This window comes from Sphingomonas adhaesiva (genome assembly GCF_036946125.1).
Lineage (GTDB): Bacteria > Pseudomonadota > Alphaproteobacteria > Sphingomonadales > Sphingomonadaceae > Sphingomonas > Sphingomonas adhaesiva_A.
This window is the reverse complement of sequence record NZ_JAQIJT010000002.1, coordinates 2167784-2190629: the sequence shown is the minus strand read 5'-3', so window position 1 is coordinate 2190629 and position 22846 is coordinate 2167784. Positions and strand designations below refer to the sequence as shown.

Genomic DNA, 22846 nt, shown 5'->3' with positions numbered 1-22846 from the left:
TGGATGTCGCGCACGGTGTCGCTCACGCGCCCGCGACGCCCGCCTCGGCAAAGGTCGCCATGCCGTCGTGCGCGGCGAGCGCGGCGCGGACGATCTGTGCGGCGACCGCGGCGCCGCTCGCCTCGCCCAGCCGCATGTCGAGCGCGAGCAGCGGCGACAGCGCGAGGCGGTCGAGCAGCCGCGCATGGCCCGGCTCGGCCGAGCGGTGCGCGGCGAGGCAATGGTCGAGGATCGCGGGGCGGTGCGACGCCAGCGGGGCGAGCGCGGCGGTGGCGATGAAGCCGTCGAGCAGGACGGGCACGCGCCGCATCCGCGCCGCGACGACCGCGCCCGCGATCGCGGCCAGCTCGCGCCCGCCCAGCCGGCGCAGCATCTCGAACGGGTCGCGCGCGTCCGCGCGGTGGAGCGCCAGCGCGGCATCGACCGCGGCATGCTTGGCGGCGAGCGCCGCGCCCATGACGCCGGTGCCCGGCCCGACCCAGTCGCGCGGGGCGCCCCCGAAGGCGGCGGCGCACAAAGCGGCGGCGGGGGTGGAATTGGCGATCCCCATCTCGCCGGGGATGAACAGGTCGAGCCCCGGCGTCACCGCGGCCGCGCCCGCGTTGAGCGCGGCCAGCGTCTCCTGCGCGTCCATCGCGGGGGCGGCGGCGATGTCGGCGGTGGGGCGATCGAGGTCGAGCGGGACGACCGCCAATTCCAGCCCCGCGGCCCGGGCGAGCGCATTGATCGCCGCGCCGCCACGCTCGAAATTGGCGACCATCTGCGCCGTCACGTCGGCCGGGAAGGCACTGACCCCGCGCGCGGCGACGCCGTGATTGCCCGCGAACACCGCGATCCGCCCGCGATGCAGCTGCGGGCGCGGGCGTCCCTGCCACCCGGCCATGAAGATCGCGATCTCCTCCAGCCGGCCGAGCGAGCCGGCGGGCTTGGTCAGCTGCGCCTGGCGCGCGGTCGCGGCGTCGCGCGCCGCGGCATCCGACGCGGGAAGCCGGTCGAGCGCGTCGAGGAAGGCGGCAGGCGTGGCGAAGGCGGCGGGCACGCCCGGCCCCCTATCGGTCCGCGGCGAAGCAGGTCAACCGCGCGCGCGACGCCGCTGCGGATCGGCGCGCCAGACGCGCAACCCCTCGCCCAGCGCGTCCAGCCCGGCGGCGAGCAGGGCAGGAGGCTGGGCGAAGCCGATGCGGATGTGGCCGGGGGCGCCGAAATACTCGCCGGGTGCGACGACGACGCCCGATCGCTCGCCCAGCCATTCGGCGAAGCCGGCGGTATCCTCCACCCCGACCAGCCGGGGGAAGGCGACGCAGCCGAAACGCGGCAGGTCGCCCGCGATCAGCCCGTCGGCCTGCCAGTCGGCGAAGGCGGCGGCGGCGACGGGGCGTGCGGCGTCGATCACCCGATGCGTGCGCGCGGTGAAGGTCGCGGCGTCGTCGAGCACCAGCGCGGCGGCGGCGTGCGACAGGTTGGACACGCCGAATTCGAAGCGGTCGGCCAGCGCGCGGACCCGTGCGACGACGCCCGCGTCGCCGACGATCCAGCCGCAACGCAGCGACGACAGGCCGAAGATCTTGGTCAGGCTGCTGATCGTGACGAAGCGCGGCGACAGCGAGGCCGCGGCGCAGGGCCGGGTGGCGGCATCGGCATAGTCGCCGTACACCTCGTCCACCACCACCAGCAGGTCGCGCTCCTCCGCGAAACGGGCGAGCGCCACCAGCTGATCGTGCGGGATCACCGCGCTGGACGGATTGTGGAGATTGGAGACGACGACCATCCGCGTCGCCGGGCGGATCGCGGCGGCGAGGCGGTCGAGGTCGAGCGCGAAATCGGGGGCGGGGCGCGGGAACGTGTCGGCGGCGATGCCGTGGAGCGCGGCGATCCCGCCGAACAGGTCGAAGCCGGGCGTCTCGACCGCGATGCGCTGTCCGGGGCGCAGCAGCGCGCGGTAGAGCATCGACAGCGCGGCGGTGGCGCCGGTGGTGCACAGCACCTGATCCGCGGCGACGCCGTAGCGGCGCTTGAGATGCGCGACGACATGCGGGTTGCCGCCGCTGAACGCGCTGACGTAGCGGTCGGTGACGGGGGCGGCGAACGCGCGCGCGACGGCGGCGGTCAGCAGGTCGGCGGGTTCGGGAACCGAGCTGTCGAACAGCGGGACGATGCGACCGCCGGCGGACCGGGCGCGCGACAGCGTTCGCCGGATCCACAGCGCGTAGCTGTCCGCTTCCAATATGTCGGTCATCCGGTGTCGAGTCCCCCTTGACGCCGGATTGTAGCTGCCGGCGGCGGCAACGTTATCCGAAGTGGCGGAGCGGCGCGGGCGCGGGTGCATAACCTTGCCGGTCAGCGCGCGGCGCGGCGCGCATAGGCGAGATAGTAGAGCGTGCCGATCGCCAGCCAGCCGCCGACCAGCGCATAGGGGCGCCCGTCCGCCTCCAGCCCGGCGACGATGATGATCGCGGCGGCGACCACCGCCCACCAGCCGATCGCGACCATCCGGCGCGGCGCGATCCGCAGCCACGCGCCCGCCGCCACCCCTTGCGCGCCCTTCGCCACGCGGATCGCGCAGAGCGAGCAGGCGATGTATTTCAGCATCGTCGGCAGGTTCACCGCCAGCAGCAGGAAGACGAGGCTGTCGGGCATCAGCAGCCCGGCCATCGCGCAGACATAGGCGAGCAGGATCGCGCGGTGCGGGGTGCCGAAGCGCGGGTGGATCGCGGCGAGCGCGGGCGGCAACGCGGCGCGGCGCGCCATCGCGAACAGGCTGCGCGAGAAGACGAGCGCGGTGGCGTTCATCGTCTTCAGGATCGAGACGGTCGCCGCGCCGACCACCAGCGGCAGCGCGAGCGCGCCGAGCGGCACCTGTGCGGCGGTCAGCAGCGGCGCCTTGCTCGCGGCGAGCGCGGGCGCACCGACGAGGCCGAGCGCGGTGGCCGCGACCGCGCCGTAGACGAGCGCGGTGAGCAGGATGGCGAGCGCGATGCCGCGCGGGATGGTGCGCTGCGGATCGCGCACCTCGTCGCCGATCTCGACCGCGGATTCGATGCCGAGGAACAGGCTGATGAGGAGCGGCAGCGCGGCGAGGATCGCAGGTACGCCGTTGGCGACGAGCGGGCCGATCGTCGCGGCGGACGCCCGCGGCGCGCCGGTCGCGACGAAGGCCGCGAGCACCGCGATCAGCAGCAGCATCAGCACGGTCTGCACGCGCGCGGCGACGGTGACGCCGACATAGTTGAGCACGAAGACGAGCGTGATCGCGGCCGCCACGACGGGCGTCCCGGGCAGCGCGATCGCCATGCCGAGGTAATTGACCAGCACGCGCGCCAGCACCACGGTCGCGCCGACGTTGCTGATGATGCGCAGCCAGGCGATCGAAAAGCCCGCGAACGGCCCCAGGAAGCGGCGCGGCCATTCGTAGGACGCGCCCGACACCGGCAGCGCGGAGGCGAGCCAGGCATAGACGGTCGCGAACAGCAGCATCGGCACGACGCCGAGCGCGATCGCGATCAGCAGCCCGGAGCCGGCCACCTGCGCGGCGGGTTGCAGGACCGAGAAGATCGAGACGCCGATCGCGGTGCCCGCGCCGAACATGACGACGCCGGTCAGCCCGACGCCGCGGGTCAGGTGCGGCTCAGTCGACATGGTCATGCGCCGCCGCGCCGAAATAGGCGGTGCCGGCATGGCCCAGGGCGGCGGGTGTCGTCGCGGTGGGCAGCGTGACCGGGGGCGGTGCTGCGAACGGCTCGATCGCCAGCGCGCGATAGATTTCCGCCGGATAGTAGATCGCGCCCGCGCGCATCACCATGCGGGGCGTGCGGATCGCGGCGACGTCGCGCGTCGGATCGCCGGCGAGCAGGACGAACTCGGCGGTCTTGCCGCGCTCGATCGACCCGCGCGACGCGGTATCGCCGAGGTAATCGGCCGCACCCCAGGTGGCGAGGCGCAGCGCGTCGGCGACGGGGATGCCGGCCTTGGCATACAGCTCCACCTCGCGCTGGACGGTGAAGCCGGTGGCGTCGTCGGTGCCGGGCAACAGGCGGATGCCCTGCGCGTGGAGCAGCTTCATCGTGTCCAACAGCGTCGCGAAGGCGGCGTGGTAACGCCGATCCTCGGCGGCGTCCTTCAGCGGGACGAAGGTGCGCTGGCGGTAGCGGCGATAACCGATCGGCATGTGCGAGAGATAAGCCGCATCGCCCTCCGCCACGGTGCCGGCGCGGCTGAGCATCAGGCGTTCCAGGATCACCGCGGTGGTATCGAGCGACGTGCGGTGCGCCTTCATCAGCGCGACGGTGCGCCGCACGCGCGGGGACGCGAGGTCCAGGTCGGCGGCGCGCGCCATGCCGGTGAGGCGCAGCGGAGTGCGCGTATCGTCCCGGGGATCGAGCAGCCAGCCGAGCATCAGCTGGTTGATGTGCGCGATCGTGTCGTAGCCGTCCGCGATCACGCGGTCGGGCGAGGAGAAGGCGGGAACGTGCCCGGTCACGCCGAGCCCGAGGCGGTGCGCCTCAGCGGCGACGGGCTTCACCCAATCGGGGTCGAGGCTGTTGTAGATCTTGATCTCGCGGTAGCCGCGGTCGGCATACCAATGCACCGCCTTCATCGCGTCGGCCAGCGTGTCGGGAATGAAGCCGTTGCGCGCCGAATAGGGGCTGCGCCCCTCGATGAAGCCGTCGGGGACGATGTGCGGGCCGGCGATCTCGCCCGCCTCGACCCGCGGCAGCAGGTCGAGCAGAAAATCGTTCTTGTTGCCCATGTCGCGCGTCAGCGTGACGCCGGCGGCGAGGTAGAACAGCCCGCTGTCGAGCGAGGTGTGCGAGTGCATGTCCGCCAGGCCGGGCATCAGCGTGCCGCCCTGGCCATCGATCACGAGCTGGTCGGCGGGCGCGGGGCCGGTGTCGCCGGGCAGGACCTGCGTGATGCGGTCGCGCATGACGACGACGGTCGAGACCGCGCCCAGCGTCCCCGTGCGGGGATCGAGGATGCGGACGTTGCGGATGCGCACCGGCACGTCGTAGCGGTGCGCGACCCGCGCGCTGATCGCGCGGACGCGCTCGCCCTCCAGTTCCGCCCCCAGCTTCAGCAGCGCGGGCGCCTCGCTCTCCTGCCCGGCGCGGATCGCGACGCCGGTGGCGCTGAAGGTCGCGAAGAGCCGCTGCCGCGCGTCGAGCATCAGGTAGTCGGGTGACAGCTGGATGCCGTCGAGCCGGACGACGGTGACCGGCGTCGCGCCGATGCGCATCGTGCGCACCTTCGTCGCGGTGACGCGCCCGCCGGGCAGCGTCGCGATGCTGCCGCCCGCCGCCAGCGCGGCACGGGCGTAGATGCCGGCGGCATAGGGGCTGTCGTCGTTGAGGATGTAGAGCGCGGGCGTCGCGGCGGCGGCGTCGCCCCTGTCGGCCTGGCTTTCCCAGGCGGCGCGACCGGCGCTCCAGCGGAAGCGCTCGTCGACGGGGCCGCCCATCAGCGAGGTGCCCGCTACGGTCCATTCCACGGGCACGCCGCGCGCGCCGAGCACGATGTCCTCGCGGTGCTTCGGTCCGCGGCCGTTGTCGTCGACGCGGTAGTCGACGTGGGTGCGGTTGCCGCTCGTCTCCGCGACCACGCTGCCGACGACCTCGCCGTTCGCGACGATCGATAGCTTCTCCGTCTCCGCCAGCGCAGGCGAGGCGGTGAGCAGGAGCGCGAGGAGCACGCGCCTCACAGCGCGCAGGCCGTGTCGGGGACGCCCGCGACGCGTTCCCATTGCCACGCGTCGACCGTCTCGCCGCGGGGGAGGTATTCGAGCGGGATGACACGATCGTCGCGCCGGATCGTCAGCTTCATCAATGCGGTCTGCTCGCCCTGGAGATAGTCCTGCGGCGTCCATGTCACGATCGCGTCGCCGTCGCGCAATCCGGCGCGTGCCGCGGCGGAGCCCGGGACGACGCCCGTCACGATCCGTGACGGCGTGGCGAGGATCGCGGCGTCGAAGCCGGGTTCGAACCGGCGCAGCGGCCGTGCCACGCGGCGGAAGCACGGGCCGAACGCGTCGGAGGCGGGCAGCGGCATCGCGCCGTCCAGGAAGGCGCGGAAGTCGGTGACGGCGCGGTCGCCGAGGTCGCGGCGCAGCAGCGCTTCCCAATCGGCGTTGGTCGTCGGACCGCGCAGCGCCAGCATCGCGAACATCAGGTCGTCGAGCGAGCGCCGGCCGCCGGACGCCTTGCGCAGCCTGTCGTCGAGGTCGGCGAAATACAGCATCCCGCGATCGTAGGGCAGCGTGCGAAGCCGGGTGTCGCGCCAGAAATTGGGGGCGATGTCGCGGTTCGGCGCGGTCGCCTTCGCGCTGGTGTAATAGCGCCCGGCATGGGTGTTGAGATCGATCAGGAAGGAGGCGGGCGACACCATGCCGAAGCGCAGCGGCAGGCGGCGCTGGTAGAGGGTCGCCAGTCCTTCGCCGAACCACGACGATTCCAGACCCGCGGGCCGTTCGATGAACGGCTGGAAGGTGTGGAACATCTCATGCGCGAGCGTGAATTGCAGCTCCGCGGGATCGCTGCCGGGGCCGCCGGGGCGGCCATAGGTGGCGACGAAGGAATGGTAGAGCCCGACCCCGCCGCCGGCGTTGATCGGGTTGAAGCGCATGAAGACCCCGTAGGGCGGGGGCGATTTCTGGCGGAAGAAGCGCGCGTAATGGCCGTAGAGCGTGCCGGTCCAGCGCATCAGCGCGATCCCGTCGAACGGCGGCCGGCCCTGAAGCGCGGAGAAGAAGCCGGTCGCGGGCGGGGTGGCGGGCCAGGTGGCGACGCGCCCGGCCATGAAGAAGCCCATGCGGATCTGTCCGGCGGTCAGCGGCTCGGCGGCGGTGCGGCGCCCCTCGCCCAGCGAACTGACGCCGCGCGCGCCCTTCGGCAGCGCGGACAGGTCCCAGGCGATGGTGGTGCGATAGGCCGCGTCGCCCGGCGGCAGCGCGAGGAAGACGTGGCCCGCGCCCGATACCGCGCCGTCATCGGTGCGGAAGGCGAAGGGCGGGCCCGACCCGCGCACGGGCAGGTCGGAGGCGACGGGGAAGGCGTAGCGGACCGTCAGCGGGCCGGCGATCGCGCGATCCGCGATCCACTCGCGCGAGGGGCCGCCGGCCTCCGCATCGCGCGCGGCGGCGGTCGGCAGGTCGACGTCGCGGGGGCGCAGCGTCACCGTACCGCGCGCGTCGCGCGCCGCGATCGTGGTGATCGTGCGCGCGACGGTATCGACGTTGCTCGCCACCAGCGGCAGCCGCAGCACGGGGGCGCCCGCCGCCGCGGCGACGCCGCGCAGGCGCAGCGTCACCGTGAGACGGTCGATCGCACCGCGCTCTGCATGGGGCGCCAGCACGATCTCCACCGCCGGCGCCGCGGCGGGGGCGGCCAGCGCGAGGAGGAGCGCGGCGCCCGGCATCAGAAGCGGAACCGCGCGCCGGCGAAGAAGCTGCGGCCGATGATGTCGCCGTAGCTGATCGTCGGGTAGGACGGCTCCTTGTCGGTCAGGTTGTTGACGCCGAAGCGGAACGCGAACGTGCCGATGTCATAGGCGAACGAGATGCTGTGCGTCGTGTTGCCCGCGATGTTCGGGTTCGGGTTGTTCTCGATCGACGCGTTCGGCGCGGCCAGCACCGGGCTGAGGTAGAAGGCCTGGTAGGTGAAGCGGAACGGCCCGTTGCTGTAGCGCAGGTCGAAGCGGCCCGCCCAGTCGGGCTGCGCCACGCCGGTGATCGGGCTGTTGGCGGTATTGTCGGAGCGGGTGAACACCGCCCCCGTCAGCGAGCTCGTCAGCAACCCGGTGTGGGTGGCCGCCACCTCGAACTCCACCCGGCCCGCATCGGCGCCGAGCGGCAGGACGTAGCTGATGTCGTAGGTTTCGCCGCGATAGCGGATGATGCCCGCGTTGAACGTCGTGGTGCGCCCGGTCGCGAACGATCCGGCCTGGCTGGCCGTGGTGGCGGTGGAGAGGCGGGTGAACGCGTCGCACACGCCGGCGGCCGGAGCGACGTCGTCATAGCACGCCGCGGCGAAATCCTGCGTCGTGAAGGGGACGAGGCCGTCGGTCAGATCGATCTCGATCCGGTCGGCGGTGATCGTCAGGCCGGGGATGAAGCGCGGCTGCGCGACGACGCCGTAGGTCCAGGTCTTCGCCACCTCGTTGCGCAGCGCGCGGTTGCCGCCGGTCGTGACCAACGTGGTGCTGAAATTCTCGCCCGAATTCTGGAACGCGGCGAGGCGATCGGCGGCCGACGCGCCGACCGCGGCGCCGCCGGGCCCGCCGGTGCCATAGGTCGGGTTCGCCTGGAACAGCGCGAGGCAGGCGGCGCGGCGCTGCGTCGGATTGGGGCCGCCGGAAATGCGGTCGGCATCGCAGGGATCCTGGTTGCCGCCCTGCAGGTTCTGCACCGACGGCGAGATCAGCTGCGTCAGCGTCGGCGCGCGGAAGTTGCGGCTGCGGTTGGCGCGCAGGCCGATCCCCTCGACCGGCTCCCACCGGGCGCCGACGTTCCACACTTGCTCGTCGCCCACGACCGAATTGTTGACGAAGCGATAGGCGCCCGACAGCTCCAGCGCGTTGACCAGCGGCAGGCGGACGTCGCCGCCGACCAGCGGGACCAGGATTTCGCCGGAGACCTCGTCGGTATTGTAGCGCCCGCGCTGCGGCACCACGGGCGCGGTGCCGAGGATGCCGGACTGGTCCGCGGCGAAGGGGGTGAAGCGCGCGGTCTCGTCGCGGTGCTCATAGGCGGCGGCGACCTTTACGTCGCCGGCGGGCAGCGTCAGCACCGCGCCGCTGAGCGTGGCCAGCAGATCGACCTGCTCGTTGCGATAGCGGTTGCCGGTGCGGACCGAGACATAGTCGCGCGCGGCCTGCGACACGTTGCCGTTGCCGAACGGGTTGATCGGCGCGCAGGCCGCGTCGTCGTTGGTGGTGACGGCATCGGCGTTGATCCCGCAGACGATCGCGCCCGAGGCGTTGCGCGCGGCGGAGATGGCATTGTTGTAGCGCGCCAGATTGACGCCCCATGCCTGTTGCCGCCCGTCGACGCGCGCATAGCTGCCCGAGACGCTCCAGTCGAAGCGGCGCCCCGCGACGTCGAACCGGCCGTCCAGCGCCAGCAGCCCGCGGTACGTCTCCGTGCGATAGGTCTGGTCGTTGTCCGGCGTCAGGTCGTTGAACACCTTCGACAGGAACAGCGGCCCGCCCGCGGCGAAGGTCGGCGACAGCGCGCTGAGCGCGGTGACCGCGCCGGCGGTCAGGTACGGATTGGTGCGGGTGAAGGCGATCGGGCCGGTGCCCAGCGCGCTCGATCCCAGGATCGTGTTGGAGCGGACCTGCAACCCCTCGGTCGCGTCGGTGCGCGCGTACAGCAGCTCGGTCGACAGCGTGACGCCGTCGGTCAGGTCGTAATGCCCCAGCACGTTGGCGGTGACGCGCTCCACCCCGGTGCGCAGCGTGCCGACCAGCTTCGCATAGGGGAAGCCGTCGCCGCCCGCGGCGAAGGGGACGCCGTATTGCGTGCCGAGGTTGAAGTTCGCGATGCTGCCGTCGGGCTGGAACTGGCGCCCCAGCAGGAAGCGCGACACCGGGGCCGGCGTGGTGAAGATCACGCCGTCGGCGTTGAACTCCCAGAAGCGCGCGTCGAAGATCTCGCGCGTGGAGGGGATGCCGTCGGTCGACGAGGTGTTGGCGCTGTTGGGCACGGTCAGGCGGCCCAGCTGGGTGCGCGGACGCGTGTCGTAGGCGAGGGCCGCGACCCTCGACCATTCGACGTTGGCGGCGATGTTGCCGCGACCGTCGCCGAAATTGTGCCCCGCGGTCAGGCGGGCGCTGTAGGTCGGGCGGTCGCCGCGCTCGGTCACGCCGCCCTGGACGTCGCCCTCCACGCCCTGAAAGTCCTTCCGCAGGATGTAGTTCACGACGCCGGCGATCGCATCGGAGCCGTAGACCGCGGCGGCGCCGCCCTGCACGACCTCCACCCGCTGGAGCAGCCCGACGGGGACGATGTTCGCATCGACCTGCGAATCGCCGAGCCCGCTCGACGTGGTGACCATGCGACGGCCGTTGACCAGCGTCAGCGTGCGGCCCGTGCCGAGGCCGAACAGCGACGGTGCGTTGATGCCGCTGCCGCTCGACGTGCCGCTGCCGCTGGCCTGCGCGAGTTGCGCGTTGAGCGAGGGCTGGTTGTTCAGCGCGTCGCCGACGCTGACGAAGCCGCGGTCGCTGATCGTCTGCGGGTCGATGACGGCGACCGGCGTGGTGGTGTCGGTGGCGGCACGGCGGATGCGCGAGCCGGTGACGATGATGTCCTTGTCCGCATTGCCCTCATCGGCGGCGGCAGCCTCGATACTGCCCGACGCGATCGTGGTTTCCGGGGGCGCCGCGGCGGCGGTCTGCGCCATGGCGGGCGCGATGCCGGCGAGCATCGCGGCGCCGGCGGTGGTGAGCATCATCCCCGCGCGGAGCGAAATCGTGAAACCGTGACGCATGTCTTCCCCCGAAATAACCTGGCTGCGTATCCCTGCGAGCGCGTCCGCCTTCTCAGGAGGCGATCCGATCACAGCCACAATAGGTCGGGGCGGTGCGAATTCTTTTCGTTTCATGGCGCCGGATCGCGTTCCGGCGCATGATTTATTCCGCGGCGCGGGCGTCAGCGGCGGCGGTGCGTGACCATCCGCTGGTGCAGGTCGCCGATCGCGCGGCTGCCGGTGGATGCGAACAGCCCGGGCACCAGCCCGTGGACGAGGCAGGCGATCCCGGCCCCGATCATGGTCACGCCGAACCGCGTCGCGACCAGCAGATGCGCGACATAGCTCTCTCCGACGCTGCGGGGATGGTCGACGAACAGGCGGTTCAGCATCGTGGCGCTCCGTGAGAGGTGATGGACGGAGGATAGCGGCCCGCACGCGAAAACGGGTTCTCAATCCGGCGGCGAAGCGGCTATATCGGTGAAGCAGGTTCCATGAAGGGGGCGTCGTGGAGAAACTGGTTCTCGATGCGATCGATCGGCGTATCCTCGCGATCCTTCAGGAGGATGCGACCGTCGCGATCGCCGATATCGGCGAGCGGGCGGGGGTGTCGCAGACCGCGTGCTGGAAGCGGATCAAGCGGCTGGAGCGCGACGGCGTGATCGCGCGCCGCGTCGCGGTGCTCGACCGCGACCGGCTGGGGCTGGGGGTGACGGTGATCGTCGGGGTGCGGACCGCGCATCACAGCGACGACTGGCTCCAGACGTTCGCGGAAGGCGTGTCGCGCATCCCGGAGGTCGTCGAATTCTATCGCATGAGCGGCGACATAGATTATCTGCTGAAGATCGTGGCGCGCGACATCGCGGATTACGACCGCATCTATCGCAAGCTGACGAAGGTCGCGCCGCTCCACGACGTCAGCTCCTCCTTCGCGATGCAGGAGATCAAGTCGACCACCGCGCTGCCGCTCGACTGACCCCGACTGCCCCGTCCGCAGAGATGTTGCCCGAAAGTGACAGCGCTTGACAGACGTGCGATCGAATGAATAAATCAAATTGATTACTGGTTCCGCCAGCGCTAACCGCGGCCGAACGTTCGACAGGGAGGGGATTACGATGCGTTACGGTCGCGAGCCGTTGGTTCGTTCGAAGCTGCTGGCAGCGGCATCGTCGGTGGTGATCGTGGCCGGGCTGCTGCCCGCCGCCGCGCTGGCGCAGACGCCGGTCGGCAACACGCCCGACGTGAATGCGACGCCCGCCGATGCGGTGGCCGCGCCGTCGCAGCAGGCCGACACCTCGGAAGACATCGTCGTCACCGGCATCCGCGCATCGCAGGCGCGCGCGATCGAGGTGAAGCGCAACGCCGACAGCGTGGTCGAGGCGATCAGCGCACAGGACATCGGCAAGCTGCCCGACGTCACCATCTCCGACTCGCTGCAGCGCATCCCCGGCGTGCAGATCCGCCGCGACGCGGGCGAGGGCGGCGCGGTCAACATCCGCGGCCTGCCGCAGGTGACGACGCTGCTGAACGGCGAGCAGTTCCTGGGCGCCAATTCGGTGACCACGGTGCAGCCGAACTTCACCGACATCCCGTCGCAGCTGTTCAGCGGCGCGACCGTGTTCAAGTCGCCGACCGCCTCGCTCCAGCAGGCGGGCCTGTCGGGCACCGTCGACCTGCTGACGCGGCGTCCGTTCGACCTGAAGGACGGGCTGACCGTCTCCGCGGCCGCGGAGGGTCAGTATGGCGACAACACCAAGAAGTGGAGCCCGTCCGCCAACGGCCTGCTTTCGTTCCGCGGCGAGCGCGTCGGCGTGCTGGTGTCGGCGGCGTACAGCGACCTGACGCTGGGCAACAGCTTCCGCGGGATCCAGGACTTCGGCGTTCGCACCCGGCAGGAGCGCAACTACCTGGACGGCGACGGTAACGTCCAGCGCGACTTCGGCGTCGGGCTGCCCGCGGGTCAGTCGCGTGGCACGCCCATCACGGAGAACGGCCGCATCGTCGGTTATGACGTGAACGGCGATGGCGACGCCAACGATGCGTTCATCACGCCGCAGTCGCACACCGCGTGGAACCGTGTCACCAACCGCGAGCGCTTCGGCGCCAACGCCTCGCTCCAGTTCGAGGTGAACGATGCGCTGCGGCTGACGGCGGACGCCTTCTACACCCGCCAGACCCAGTTCGAGCGGACCGCGGGCTTCCAGTTGCAGGCGATCGACTGGCAGTCGTCGCCCTTCATCCCGACCAAGTCGACCGATACCGGCGCGACCGTGTCGCGCGGCGTGGATGGCGGCGCGGGCAGCAACGTGAACCGCGACCTGAGCCTGAACACGGTGCAGGCCTATAACTACGACCTGCCCAATTTCGACAGCTATTCGGAGACGTTCCGCACCAGGAGCGAGTCGCAGAACTACAACCTGCAGCTCGACTGGACGCCCAGCGACACGTTCAAGGCGACGGTGCGCGGCATCTACGGCAAGGCGTATCGCAACCGCGACCAGAGCTACACCCAGTTCAGCCTGACCAACGGCACGCAATGGGCGTACAACGGCGTCGGCAACTATCCCGCGTCGCTGGGCGGGGACGTGCGCTTCAACCAGAACGGCTACCAGCCGTACAGCCAGAAGGCGCTGGTCGACTATTCCAGCGGCGCGCCGGTGTTCGGCTTCTCGCCGGCCTTCCTGGCGCAGGCGAGCGATCCGTCGCGCTACGGTCTCAAGACGATCTCGTCGGAGGGCAACGTCTATCAGAACGGCGACCTGTGGGCGCTGCGCGGCGATGCCGAGTGGCAGGCCAACGACCAGGTCAAGGTCGCCTTCGGCGCGCGCTACGGCGAGCGCAGCGTCGACCAGTTCACCTTCGAGCGCGTGTCGCCCTTCTACGCCGGCAACCGCGACAATGCGGCGAACCCGGCCAACGGCTGCCTGGTCAAGTGGAAGGCGTTCGACGTCAACCTGAACGACAGCAAGTGCAGCGTGCTGGACGCGCAGGGCAACGCCTATACCGCGGGCTATACCCGGCTGGCGAACGATCCTGTCTTCGCCGGGCTGGTGCGCCAGTATCAGCTGCCCGCCGCCGGTACGCCGTCGATCTTCGTGCTCGATCCCAAGGCGATGGACGACAGCGAGGCGTGGCAGAACAAGTTCTACCCGGGCAGCCGCAACAACGTGAACCCGGCCGACAGCTTCTCGGTCAACGTGCGCCAGATCTCCGGCTACGGCCAGGTGTCGGGCGAGGGTGAGCTGCTGGGAATGGCGTTCCGCGCCAACGGCGGGTTGCAGGTGGTCAACACCCGGCTGAACGTGCGGCAGAACATCGTCGGCGCGCCGCAGCCCTATGGCGTGTCGGGCGTGGATGCGGGCGATTTCGTGACGAACCGCGAGTTCACCGACTTCCTGCCGTCGGTGAACGTCGCCTTCGACGTCACGCAGAAGCTTCGCGCGCGCGCCGCCTTCTCGCGCACGATGACGCTGCTCGACTTCCTGCAATGGGGCGGTGGCCTGAACGTCAATTATGCGATCAACACGCAGATCCAGCCCAACCGCTTCGAGGCGAGCACCGCGGACTCGCGCGGCAACCCGAACCTCGATCCGTGGCGCGCGACCAACGTGGAGGCGAGCCTGGAATATTACACCGGGCGTTCCAGCCTGGTGTCGGTCGGCGCCTTCTACATCTCGGTCGACAGCTTCATCGCCAATGCGACGATCAACCGCACCGACATCCCGGACAACGACGGCGTCATCCGGCGCGTGGTGCCGACCAACACCGCGGTCCAGGGCGAGGGCGGCACGCTGAAGGGGATCGAGGCCTCGGCACGGCAGTCGCTGGCGGATTACGGCGTGAACGGGCTGTTCGGCGGCTTCGGCGTCGACGCCAACTACACGTTGTCGCTGGGCGAGACCGGCCGTGTCGACCTGGCCGGCAACAAGCAGCCGTTCCAGGACAATTCCAAGCACCAGGTGAACGCGGCGCTGTGGTACGAGCAATACGGCTTCCAGGCGCGCGTGGCGTACAACTACCGCTCGAAGCGTCTGGCATCGTCGGATTACGGCGGCATCAGCGGGCTGGCGCAGTATCAGGCGCCGACCAACTACGTCGATGCGTCGGTGTCGTATGACGTGACGCCGTTCCTGACGCTGTACGGCCAGGCCTCCAACCTGACCGGCGAGACCGAGCGCTTCTATCTCACCTTCCCGAGCCAGGTGTTGAACGAGAACATCTTCGAGCGGCGCTTCATCGCGGGCGCGCGCGTCAAGTTCTAAGTCCGTCGGCCCCCTGAGCCACGACCACCTGCCGCCGCTTCGATCCTTGGGTCGGGGCGGCGGTTTTTCTATGTATCGACGAGTTCGTCATTCCCGCCTGCGCGGGGATGACGGGATTGGGGAGGATCAATGACAAACGCACAACCGATCCGCTCGATCGTGATCGTGGGCGGGGGCACCGCGGGGTGGATGGCGGCGACCTATCTGGCGCGGCGGCTCGCGCACCTCAGGCTCGACATCACGGTCGTGGAGAGTTCCGCGATCGGGACGGTCGGCGTGGGCGAGGCGACGGTGCCCGCGATCCGCGACTTCTTCGCCGCGGTCGAGCTGGGCGAGCCCGACGTGCTGCGCGAGACCGAGGGGACGATCAAGTTCGGCATCCGCTTCGACGGATGGAAGGCGCCGGGCGAGCGCTTCTTCCACCCGTTCGGGCTGTACGGCGTGCCCGCACGCGGGGTGCCGTTCCATCAATATTGGCTGAAGATGCGCGCGGCGGGGGAGACGGCGCCGCTGTCGGACTATTGCCTGGCGACGCAACTGGCGGAGCGCGGGCTGTTCCTGCCGCCGAGCGACCGGCCCGCGAACGATCTGGGCGTGTTCAACTTCGCGGTGCATTTCGATGCGTCGAAGTTCGCCGCGCTGCTGCGGCGACTGGCGACCGCCAACGGCGTGCGTCATGTCGATGCGCGGATCGCGCGCGTCGACCTGTCGGCGGAGAACGGCGCGGTCGCGGCGGTGGTGCTGGACGACGGGCGGCGGATCGCGGGCGACCTGTTCGTCGATTGCTCGGGCTTCCGCAGCCTGTTGCTGGGCGACGCGCTGGGGGTGCCGTACATCGACTGGCGGCAATGGCTGCCGTGCGACCGCGCGATCGCGATCCCCTGCCGTGCGGGCGACCGCGCGCCGCCGCCGCTGACCACCGCGACCGCGCGGGAGGCCGGGTGGCAATGGCACATCCCGCTGCGCCACCGGATCGGCAACGGCTATGTCTATTGCTCGGATTTCACCAGCGACGACGCGGCGGAGGGGGTGCTGACGGCGTCGCTGGAGGGGGAGGCGCTGGCGGCGCCCAACCGGCTGCGCTTCACCACCGGGCATCGCGCGCGCTTCTGGGAGAAGAATGTCGTCGCGCTGGGGCTGGCGTCGGGGTTCCTGGAGCCGCTGGAATCGACCAGCATCACGCTGATCCAGTCGGGGCTGGAGCGGTTCGTCGCGCTGTTCCCGGATCGCGCGTGCGACGCGCGGCTGGCGGCGACGTACAATCGCCAGTCGGTGCTGGAGTTCGAGCGGATCCGCGACTTCCTGCTGCTGCATTACCGCGCCAACGGACGCGTCGGGGAGCCGTTCTGGGACCATATGCGGTCGGTGCCGCCGACCGAGGGGTTGCGGATCAAGCTGGATGCGTGGCGCGCGGGCGGCGAGTTCGTCCGCAATGAGTGGGATACGTTCCAGGATCCCAGCTGGCTGAGCATGTATGCCGGGTTCGAGGACTGGCCGGCGCGCCATTCGGTGCTGGCGGATCAGTTCGACGAGGCGGAGCTGCGCGAGATACTGGCGCGGATGCGCGAGGCGGTGGCGGGGACGCTGCGCCATGCCGAGCCCCATGCGGCGTTTCTGGCGCGGGTGGTGGGGGGGTAGGATTTCGTCACCCCGGGCTTGACCCGGGGTCCCGCTTCTTCGCCCAGGTCGGAAGGAAGCGGGACCCCGGATCAAGTCCGGGGTGACGGGCGGTTGGGCCTACTTCGCGCACCTCACCGTCTGGTCCGCGACCATCCCCAGCGCGACGCGCGACAGGCTGATCGTGGTCGGTCCGGTCAGCGTCAGCGCGAAGGGGACGTCGAGCTTCGACAGGTCCGCGCCCGCCTTCGCGAAGCATTTCAGCGGGACCGACAGCGTCTTCCACTGGCCCTGCGGCAGCGCGGCGAGTTCGGGGACGGGCAGTTCGGTGACGGTCGCGCCCGCCCGCACGCCGATCGTGGGCGTGCCCGACACCGCGGCGTCGCGGCGGACGGTCATGACGAGGGTGACGTCGCCGTTCGACTGGCGGGTGACGTCGACCGGCACCTGCGTCGCGAGCGCGATGGTCGCCTTCCCCTGCGCGACGGCGAAGCGGCGCGCGCCCTCCTGCACGACGTGGTCGGTCGCGGTCACGGTGACATGGCCTGCGGCGGCGCTCGCCGGCACGGTGGTGATGCGCGTCGCCGAGCCGCCGGGCGCGCCCACCTCCAGCGACCAGGCGGCGCTGGGCGTGCCGCGGTCGAGATACACCCCCTCGGTCGCGGCGTCGGGCACGCCCGCCACCTCTGGCAGGCGCGTCCAGGTCGTCGCGCCCGTCAGGCCGTAGCCCAGCGGGAAGAGCGTCGCGGCACCGGGCGCGGCGCTGACCGGCCACGCGGTCGGCAGCCTGCCGGAGAAGCCGCGCTTCGCCTTGCCGTCCTTCCCCGCGACCAGCACATCGGCGATGCCGCCCCCCTCCGACCCCGGCAGCCACGCGACCACGAAGGCATCGGCGGTGTTGAGCGCGGGGTTCACGTAGAGCGGGCGGCCGGTCAGCATCACCGCGACGACGGGCACCCCCTTCGCCTTCAGCGCCGCCATCGTCGCCCAGGGTGCGCGCAGTTCGGGGGCGAGCTGGAGCGCCTTCAGGTCGCCCTGGAATTCCGCATAGGGCGTCTCGCCGAAGACGACGATCGCGACGTCTGGCTTCGCGGCGAAGCTGCCGTCGGGTGAGAGCGTCGCGGTGCCGCCCGCCGCCGTCACGGCCTCGTCCAGCCCCTTCCAGATCGTGGTGGCGCCGGGGAAGCGCGAGGCATCGACGCCGGTGCCCTGCCACGTCAGCGTCCAGCCGCCCGACTGACGCGCGACGTCGTCCATGCCGTCGCCCGCGACCAGCACCTTCGCGCCGGGGCGGATCGGCAGGACGCTGCCCTGCTGCTTCAGGAGGACGAGCGACTTCGCCACCGCCTCGCGCGCGACGGCGCGGTGCGCGGGGCTGCCGAGCAGGTCGAACTGCCCGGCGAGCGGGCGCGACGACGGGCGGCCCGCCTCGAACAGCCCCATCCGCGCCTTCACCCGCAGGATGCGCGACACCGCATCGTCGAGCCGCGACATCGGCACCTGTCCCGCCTTCACCTGCGCCAGCAGCGAATCGTACAGCGGCTTCCAGCTGTCGGGCGCCATATACAGGTCGATGCCCGCCAGCAGCGCGGTGGGGCAGCTGGCGTTGGTGCAGCCCGCGACCTGGCCGTGCGCGTTCCAGTCCGACACGATCAGCCCGCCGAAATTCATCCGCTCCTTGAGCACGTCGGTCAGCAGCCCCTTGTGCCCGGTCAGCTTGCGCCCGTTCCAGCTGGAGAAGCTGGCCATCACCGTCTCGACCCCGTTCTCGATCGCGGGGACGTAGGGTGCGCCGTGGATCGTGCGCAGCGTCGTCTCGTCGATCTGCGCATCGCCCTGATCGACGCCGTTCTTCGTGCCGCCGTCCGCCAGGAAATGCTTGGTGCTGGCGATGACGTGCGGGCCCTTCAGGATCGGCTCCGCCCCGGGTGCGCCCTGAAGCCCGCGGATCATCGCGCCGACATAGCCGGACACCAGCGTGGGATCGGACGAATAGCCCTCATAGGCGCGGCCCCAGCGATAGTCCTGCGGCACGGTGACGGTGGGGGCGAAGGTCCATTCCATGCCGGTGGCGCGGATCTCCTCCGCCGTGGCGGCGCCGATCCGCTGGATCAGCGCGGGGTCGCGGGTCGCGCCCAGCCCGATGTTGTGCGGGAACAGCGTCGCGCCGACGATGTTGGAATGGCCGTGGACCGCGTCCGTCCCCCAGATCATCGGCACGCCGACCCCGCCGTCCGTGCGATCGACCGAGGCGTCGTAGAAGGCGTCGGCCAGCTTCAGCCATTCGGCCGCGGGGGCGAATTCGTCGTTGTTCGGCGCGGAATTGCCGCCGTTCAGGATCGAGCCGAAATGATATTTGCGCATGTCGGCGGGGGTGACGTGCGCGATGTCGGGCTGGATGACCTGCGCGACCTTTTCCGCGACGGTCATCCGCTTCAGCATGTCGGCGACCTTCGCCTCCACCGCGGCGTCGCGCGGATAGGGCCAGCGCGGGGAGGGCCACTCGGCCGGGTGAACGGTCTCGACGCCCAGCGTATCGGCGGGCGCCTGTTGCGCGATCGCGGGGTTCGCCCCTGCCCCGGCCAGGCTGGCGATCCCGGCCAGCAACACCATCCGTGCGCGCATCATCACTCTCCCGAACCAACGTTTCGAACAAAAGCGTAAAACGATTGATCTATTCTGTCCACGCCGTAAGAAGGAGGCGTTATGGAAAGCGCTGACACCCCGTTGCGATCGCGACCGCGGCTGACCGGCGCCAATATCGAACACGCCGGCCAGCATAACCAGCGCGTGGTGCTGCACGCGATCCGCGTCGCGGGCGCGGCGACCCGCGCGGAGATCGCACAGGTCACCGGGCTGACCCCGGCGACGGTGTCCAACATCACCAACCGGCTGCTGGAGACGGGGCTGTTGCAGCCCGCGGGGCAGCGGCGCGGCGGACGCGGACAGCCGGCGACGCGGCTGGTCGTCAGTCCGGGCGGCGCGTTCGCGATCGGGGTGAACATCGACCGCGATCACCTGACCATGGTGGCGGTCGATTTCGGCGGGGTGGTGCGCGCGCGGATCAGCCGCGAGATGGCGTTTCCGATGCCCGACGACGTGCGCGATTTCTATCGCGGCTATGTGCGCGGATTGCTCGCCGATGCGGGGATCGCGGAGGATGCGATCAGCGGGATCGGCGTGGCGCTGCCCGACGATCTGGGCGCGGTGGTGCTGCCGGGGCGGCCCGCGGGCTATGACGTATGGGCGACGATCGACATCGCATCGCTGTTCGCGGCGCCGATCGATGCGCCTGTCGTCGTGCAGAACGACGCCGCGGCGGCGGCGATCGGCGAGATGCAGTTCGGCATGGGGCAGCATCACGCCAGCTTCTTCTACCTGCTGGTCGCGTTCGGGCTGGGCGGCGGGGTGGTCGTCAATTCGCTGTACGACCACGGCGCCAACGGGCGCAGCGGCGAGATCGGGTTCCTGATCGTCGACGACGGGCAGGGCGGGCGGACGCAGTTACAGAATATCGTCTCGCTGGCGGGCCTGTCGCGCGCTTTTGCCGAGGCCGGGCTGACCGACGTCAGCGTGCGCCAGCCCGACATGCGCAATGCGCGCGTCGCGGCGGTGGCGCACGAATGGGTCGCGCGCGCGGCGCAGGCGCTGGCGGAGCCGCTGATCGCGGTCAGCTGCCTGCTCAATCCCGGCGCGGTGCTGATCGGCGGGCGGCTGCCGATCGCGCTGGTCGACGAGCTGGCGCAGCGCACGAACACGCTGGTGCGGCTGCACGGGCGGCACGCGCCCGCGCTGGCGCCGGTGCAGGCGGCGGCGCTGGCGGAGGATTCACCGGCGGTGGGGGCGGCGCTGCTGTCCTTCGGCGACCTGCTGCTGCCGGCCGACGCGGGGGCGTCGCGGCGCGTGCTGTCGGCGGTCGGCTGACGCGCCTTCGCAATTCTAAGGGGGACTACATGGGGCGTAGCGGTCGGGTCGCGGGCGTGGAGCTCGGGGGGACGAAATGTATCGCGGTGCTCGCCACTCCGGAGGGCGCCATCCTGGACCAGCGCCCGGTCGCGACCGGCGACGCGCCGTCGCGCGCGCTGGCGGAATTGTCGCTGATCCTGGACGGATGGTGGCGGGACGGCGGGTTCGATGCGCTGGGCGTCGCATCGTTCGGGCCGGTGCGGCTCGATCCGGCGGCACCCGATTATGGCCATATCACCGCCACCGCGAAGCCGGGCTGGCGGGATACGGCGGTGCTGGGGCCGCTGCGCGAGCGCTATGACGTGCCCGCCGCGTTCGATACCGACGTCAACGGCGCGGCACTGGCGGAGGGGCGCTGGGGCGCGGCGCGGGGGCTGGACGATTTCGCCTATGTGACGGTGGGGACCGGCGTCGGCGTCGGACTGATCGTCAACGGTCGCGCGACGCGTGGCCTGGGGCATTGCGAGGCGGGGCATATGCGCGTGGCGCGGGTGCCCGGCGATACGTTCGCGGGGGCGTGCCCCTATCACGGCGATTGCGTCGAGGGGCTGGCGGCGGGACCGGCGATCCTGAAGCGGCTGGGCGTCGCGGGGGAGGCGGTGGCGGCGGATCATGCGGTGTGGGGGCTGGTCGCGGATGCGCTGGCGCAGATGGTGCAGGCGCTGGTGAGCAGCACCGCGCCGCGCCGCTTCCTGCTGGGTGGCGGCGTGCTGGCGCAGCGGCCCGAGCTGATCGCGCAGGTGGATGCGCGGGTGCGCGCGCTGATCGGCGATTACCTGACGCTGCCGGCCGAGGACTTCATCGTCGCGCCGGGGCTGGGCACGAAGGCCGGGCCGCTGGGGCCGATCGCGCTGGCGCTGGCGTAGGCTCGGCGCGTGCCCGATCCTCGTCGTCATGCCGGACTTGTTCCGGCATCCAGGGTTCAGTGCGCCTTGCCATCGCTGGGTGCGTGGAACCCTGGACCCCGGAACAAGTTCGGGGTGACGGGGGGCATATCCCAAGTGTCGACCATGTCAGCGCTGCGATGATTCACGCGAAGACGCGAAGGGATTGCGTCAGGGACCCACCTCTTCGCGGCTTCGCGGCTTCGCGTGAAATTCCCTAGAGCCACCGCGGGCGGCTCCGTTAGCGAATCAATGCGCCGAATTGCCCGTCGCGATCTGGTGCACGGGCGCGCGGCGGGCGGCGGCGGCGAAGAGGCTGAGCGCGGCGTAGCAGGCGGCGGGGACGACCAGCGCCGTCGCATAGCCGACCGATCCCGACACCGCCCCGACCAGCGGCGGCAGCGCGGCGCCGCCGACGATCGCGGTGCACAGCAGCCCCGAGGTCGCCTCCGCGCTGGCGGTCGAGCGCTCCAGCGTCAGCGTGAAGATGATCGGGAACATCACCGCGTTGACCAGCCCGATCGCCAGCGCGACGAAGCCCGCGACCGGGCCGCCGACGAAGGCGACGAACAGGCACATCGCCGCCGCGATCGCGGTGACGGTCATCAGCAGGCGCGCGGCGTTGACGCGCGACAGCAGCGCGGCGCCGATGATGCGGCCGACCATCGCGCCGCCCCAGTAGAGCGACACCGCGCGGCCCGCCTCCTGCAACGACACGCCGGGCGTGGCGTCGAGCTGGAGGAAGTGCGCGAGCGGGGCGAAGGCGGCGGGCGCCTGCGACGCGCCCCAGATCGCGTCGCTGTTGAGGAAGAACGCCATCTGCGTGCCGATCGACACCTCCGCGCCGACATAGAGGAAGATCGCGCCCGCGCCGATCATCGCCCAGCGCGACGAGGTGGCGTCGCGCAGCATCGCGCCGACGCCGCCGCTTCCGTGAGCGGGCAGGACGGGCGCGGCCGCCTCCACCCGCTTGCGCGCGGCGAAGAAGAAGGCGAGCAGCAGGACGATCAGCCCCGCGATCCAGAAGAAGGCGCGGTCGATGCCGACCAGCGCCTGCGCACGCGCCGCCGCCGACACCGCGGCGCCGTCCTTCGTCTCCAGCCCCTCCAGGAACAGCGCCGCGCCGAGATACGGGCCGACGAAGGTGCCGAAGGAGTTGAACGCCTGCGCCAGCGTCAGGCGGAAGTGGCTGAGCCGCTGTTCGCCGAGCGCCGCGGCGAGCGGGTTGGCCGCGACCTGCAGGATGGTGATCCCGCTCGCCAGCAGGAACAGCCCCGCCAGCACCAGCGCATAAATGGCGAGATTCGCGGCGGCGAGCATGACGAGGCACCCGCCGACCATCATCGTCAGCGCGATCAGGATCGCGGGCACCGGGCGGCGCCGCGACACCAGCACCGCCGCGGGCAGCGAGACGAGGCCGTAGGCGAGGAAGAAGGCCGAGGCGCTCAGCTGCGCCTGAAGGTCGGTGAGCGTGAACACGCCCTTCACCGCGGCGACCAGCGGGTCGAGCAGCGAGGTGATGAACCCCCAGGCGAGGAACAGCGTCGTCACCGCGACGAACGCCATTCGAGTGGTGCGCGTGGTCGTCATCTTCCTCCCCAACCCTGTCACATCGGCCCTTGCCGAATTACGAAATATGATGGCATTAATCACCGTG

14 protein-coding genes are annotated in these 22846 nt (G+C 70.9%); 5 read left to right on the top strand and 9 right to left on the bottom strand.

What is annotated here, in order from left to right; genetic code table 11:
• Positions 1 to 22: 22 nt before the first annotated feature.
• The 7 genes from cobT to PGN23_RS16600 all read right to left on the bottom strand — a co-directional run bounded on the left by cobT (position 23) and on the right by PGN23_RS16600 (position 10852).
• A complete protein-coding gene (gene cobT, locus PGN23_RS16630) occupies positions 23 to 1039 on the bottom strand; it encodes a nicotinate-nucleotide--dimethylbenzimidazole phosphoribosyltransferase (RefSeq protein ID WP_335304170.1) in 1017 nt (338 codons plus the stop codon).
• A gap of 33 nt (positions 1040 to 1072) precedes the next feature.
• Entirely contained in the window at positions 1073 to 2236 is a 1164-nt protein-coding gene (locus tag PGN23_RS16625) for a pyridoxal phosphate-dependent aminotransferase (RefSeq protein ID WP_335304169.1), read from the bottom strand.
• Positions 2237 to 2337: 101 nt separating this feature from the next.
• On the bottom strand, positions 2338 to 3642 hold the full coding sequence (locus PGN23_RS16620; protein ID WP_335304168.1) for an APC family permease: 1305 nt from the start codon (positions 3640 to 3642) through the stop codon (positions 2338 to 2340).
• The gene (locus tag PGN23_RS16615; RefSeq protein WP_335304166.1) at positions 3626 to 5686 is read right to left on the bottom strand and encodes an amidohydrolase family protein; all 2061 of its coding nucleotides are present in this window, start codon (positions 5684 to 5686) and stop codon (positions 3626 to 3628) included. Before PGN23_RS16615 ends, PGN23_RS16620 begins: the two co-directional genes overlap by 17 nt.
• A 5-nt stretch (positions 5687 to 5691) precedes the next feature.
• Entirely contained in the window at positions 5692 to 7407 is a 1716-nt protein-coding gene (locus PGN23_RS16610) for a peptidase M61 (protein ID WP_335304165.1), read from the bottom strand.
• On the bottom strand, positions 7407 to 10481 hold the full coding sequence (locus tag PGN23_RS16605; protein WP_335304164.1) for a TonB-dependent receptor domain-containing protein: 3075 nt from the start codon (positions 10479 to 10481) through the stop codon (positions 7407 to 7409). Before PGN23_RS16605 ends, PGN23_RS16610 begins: the two co-directional genes overlap by 1 nt.
• Before the next feature lie 161 nt (positions 10482 to 10642).
• A complete protein-coding gene (locus PGN23_RS16600; RefSeq protein ID WP_335304162.1) occupies positions 10643 to 10852 on the bottom strand; it encodes a DUF6356 family protein in 210 nt (69 codons plus the stop codon).
• Between the two features lie 116 nt (positions 10853 to 10968).
• Here PGN23_RS16600 and PGN23_RS16595 point away from each other — a divergent pair, with 116 nt between their 5' ends.
• From PGN23_RS16595 to PGN23_RS16585, 3 genes are all read left to right on the top strand, one after another.
• A complete protein-coding gene (locus PGN23_RS16595) occupies positions 10969 to 11436 on the top strand; it encodes an Lrp/AsnC family transcriptional regulator (RefSeq protein ID WP_335304161.1) in 468 nt (155 codons plus the stop codon).
• A 139-nt stretch (positions 11437 to 11575) separates the two neighbouring features.
• Positions 11576 to 14722: a TonB-dependent receptor gene (locus PGN23_RS16590; RefSeq protein ID WP_335304160.1), complete on the top strand. Its 3147-nt coding sequence runs from the start codon at positions 11576 to 11578 to the stop codon at positions 14720 to 14722.
• A 129-nt stretch (positions 14723 to 14851) separates the two neighbouring features.
• Positions 14852 to 16360 (top strand): tryptophan halogenase family protein, encoded by a 1509-nt coding sequence (locus tag PGN23_RS16585; protein WP_335304158.1) that lies wholly within the window; start codon positions 14852 to 14854, stop codon positions 16358 to 16360.
• Positions 16361 to 16459: 99 nt separating this feature from the next.
• Here PGN23_RS16585 and PGN23_RS16580 read toward each other — a convergent pair whose 3' ends face one another.
• Positions 16460 to 18967 carry an exo 1,3/1,4-beta-D-glucan glucohydrolase gene (locus tag PGN23_RS16580; RefSeq protein WP_335304157.1) on the bottom strand — a complete coding sequence of 836 codons (2508 nt, stop codon included), beginning with the start codon at positions 18965 to 18967 and terminating at the stop codon, positions 16460 to 16462.
• Positions 18968 to 19045: 78 nt separating this feature from the next.
• On the opposite strand from PGN23_RS16580, the gene PGN23_RS16575 reads away from it, so the two are divergent.
• Positions 19046 to 20263 (top strand): ROK family transcriptional regulator, encoded by a 1218-nt coding sequence (locus tag PGN23_RS16575; RefSeq protein ID WP_335304156.1) that lies wholly within the window; start codon positions 19046 to 19048, stop codon positions 20261 to 20263.
• A 29-nt stretch (positions 20264 to 20292) separates the two neighbouring features.
• Positions 20293 to 21171, top strand: coding sequence for an ROK family protein (locus PGN23_RS16570; protein WP_335304155.1), 879 nt, complete (start codon positions 20293 to 20295; stop codon positions 21169 to 21171).
• Positions 21172 to 21438: 267 nt separating this feature from the next.
• Here the strand turns inward: PGN23_RS16570 and PGN23_RS16565 are convergent, their stop codons facing one another.
• Positions 21439 to 22779, bottom strand: coding sequence for an MFS transporter (locus tag PGN23_RS16565; protein ID WP_335304154.1), 1341 nt, complete (start codon positions 22777 to 22779; stop codon positions 21439 to 21441).
• Positions 22780 to 22846: the final 67 nt, after the last annotated feature.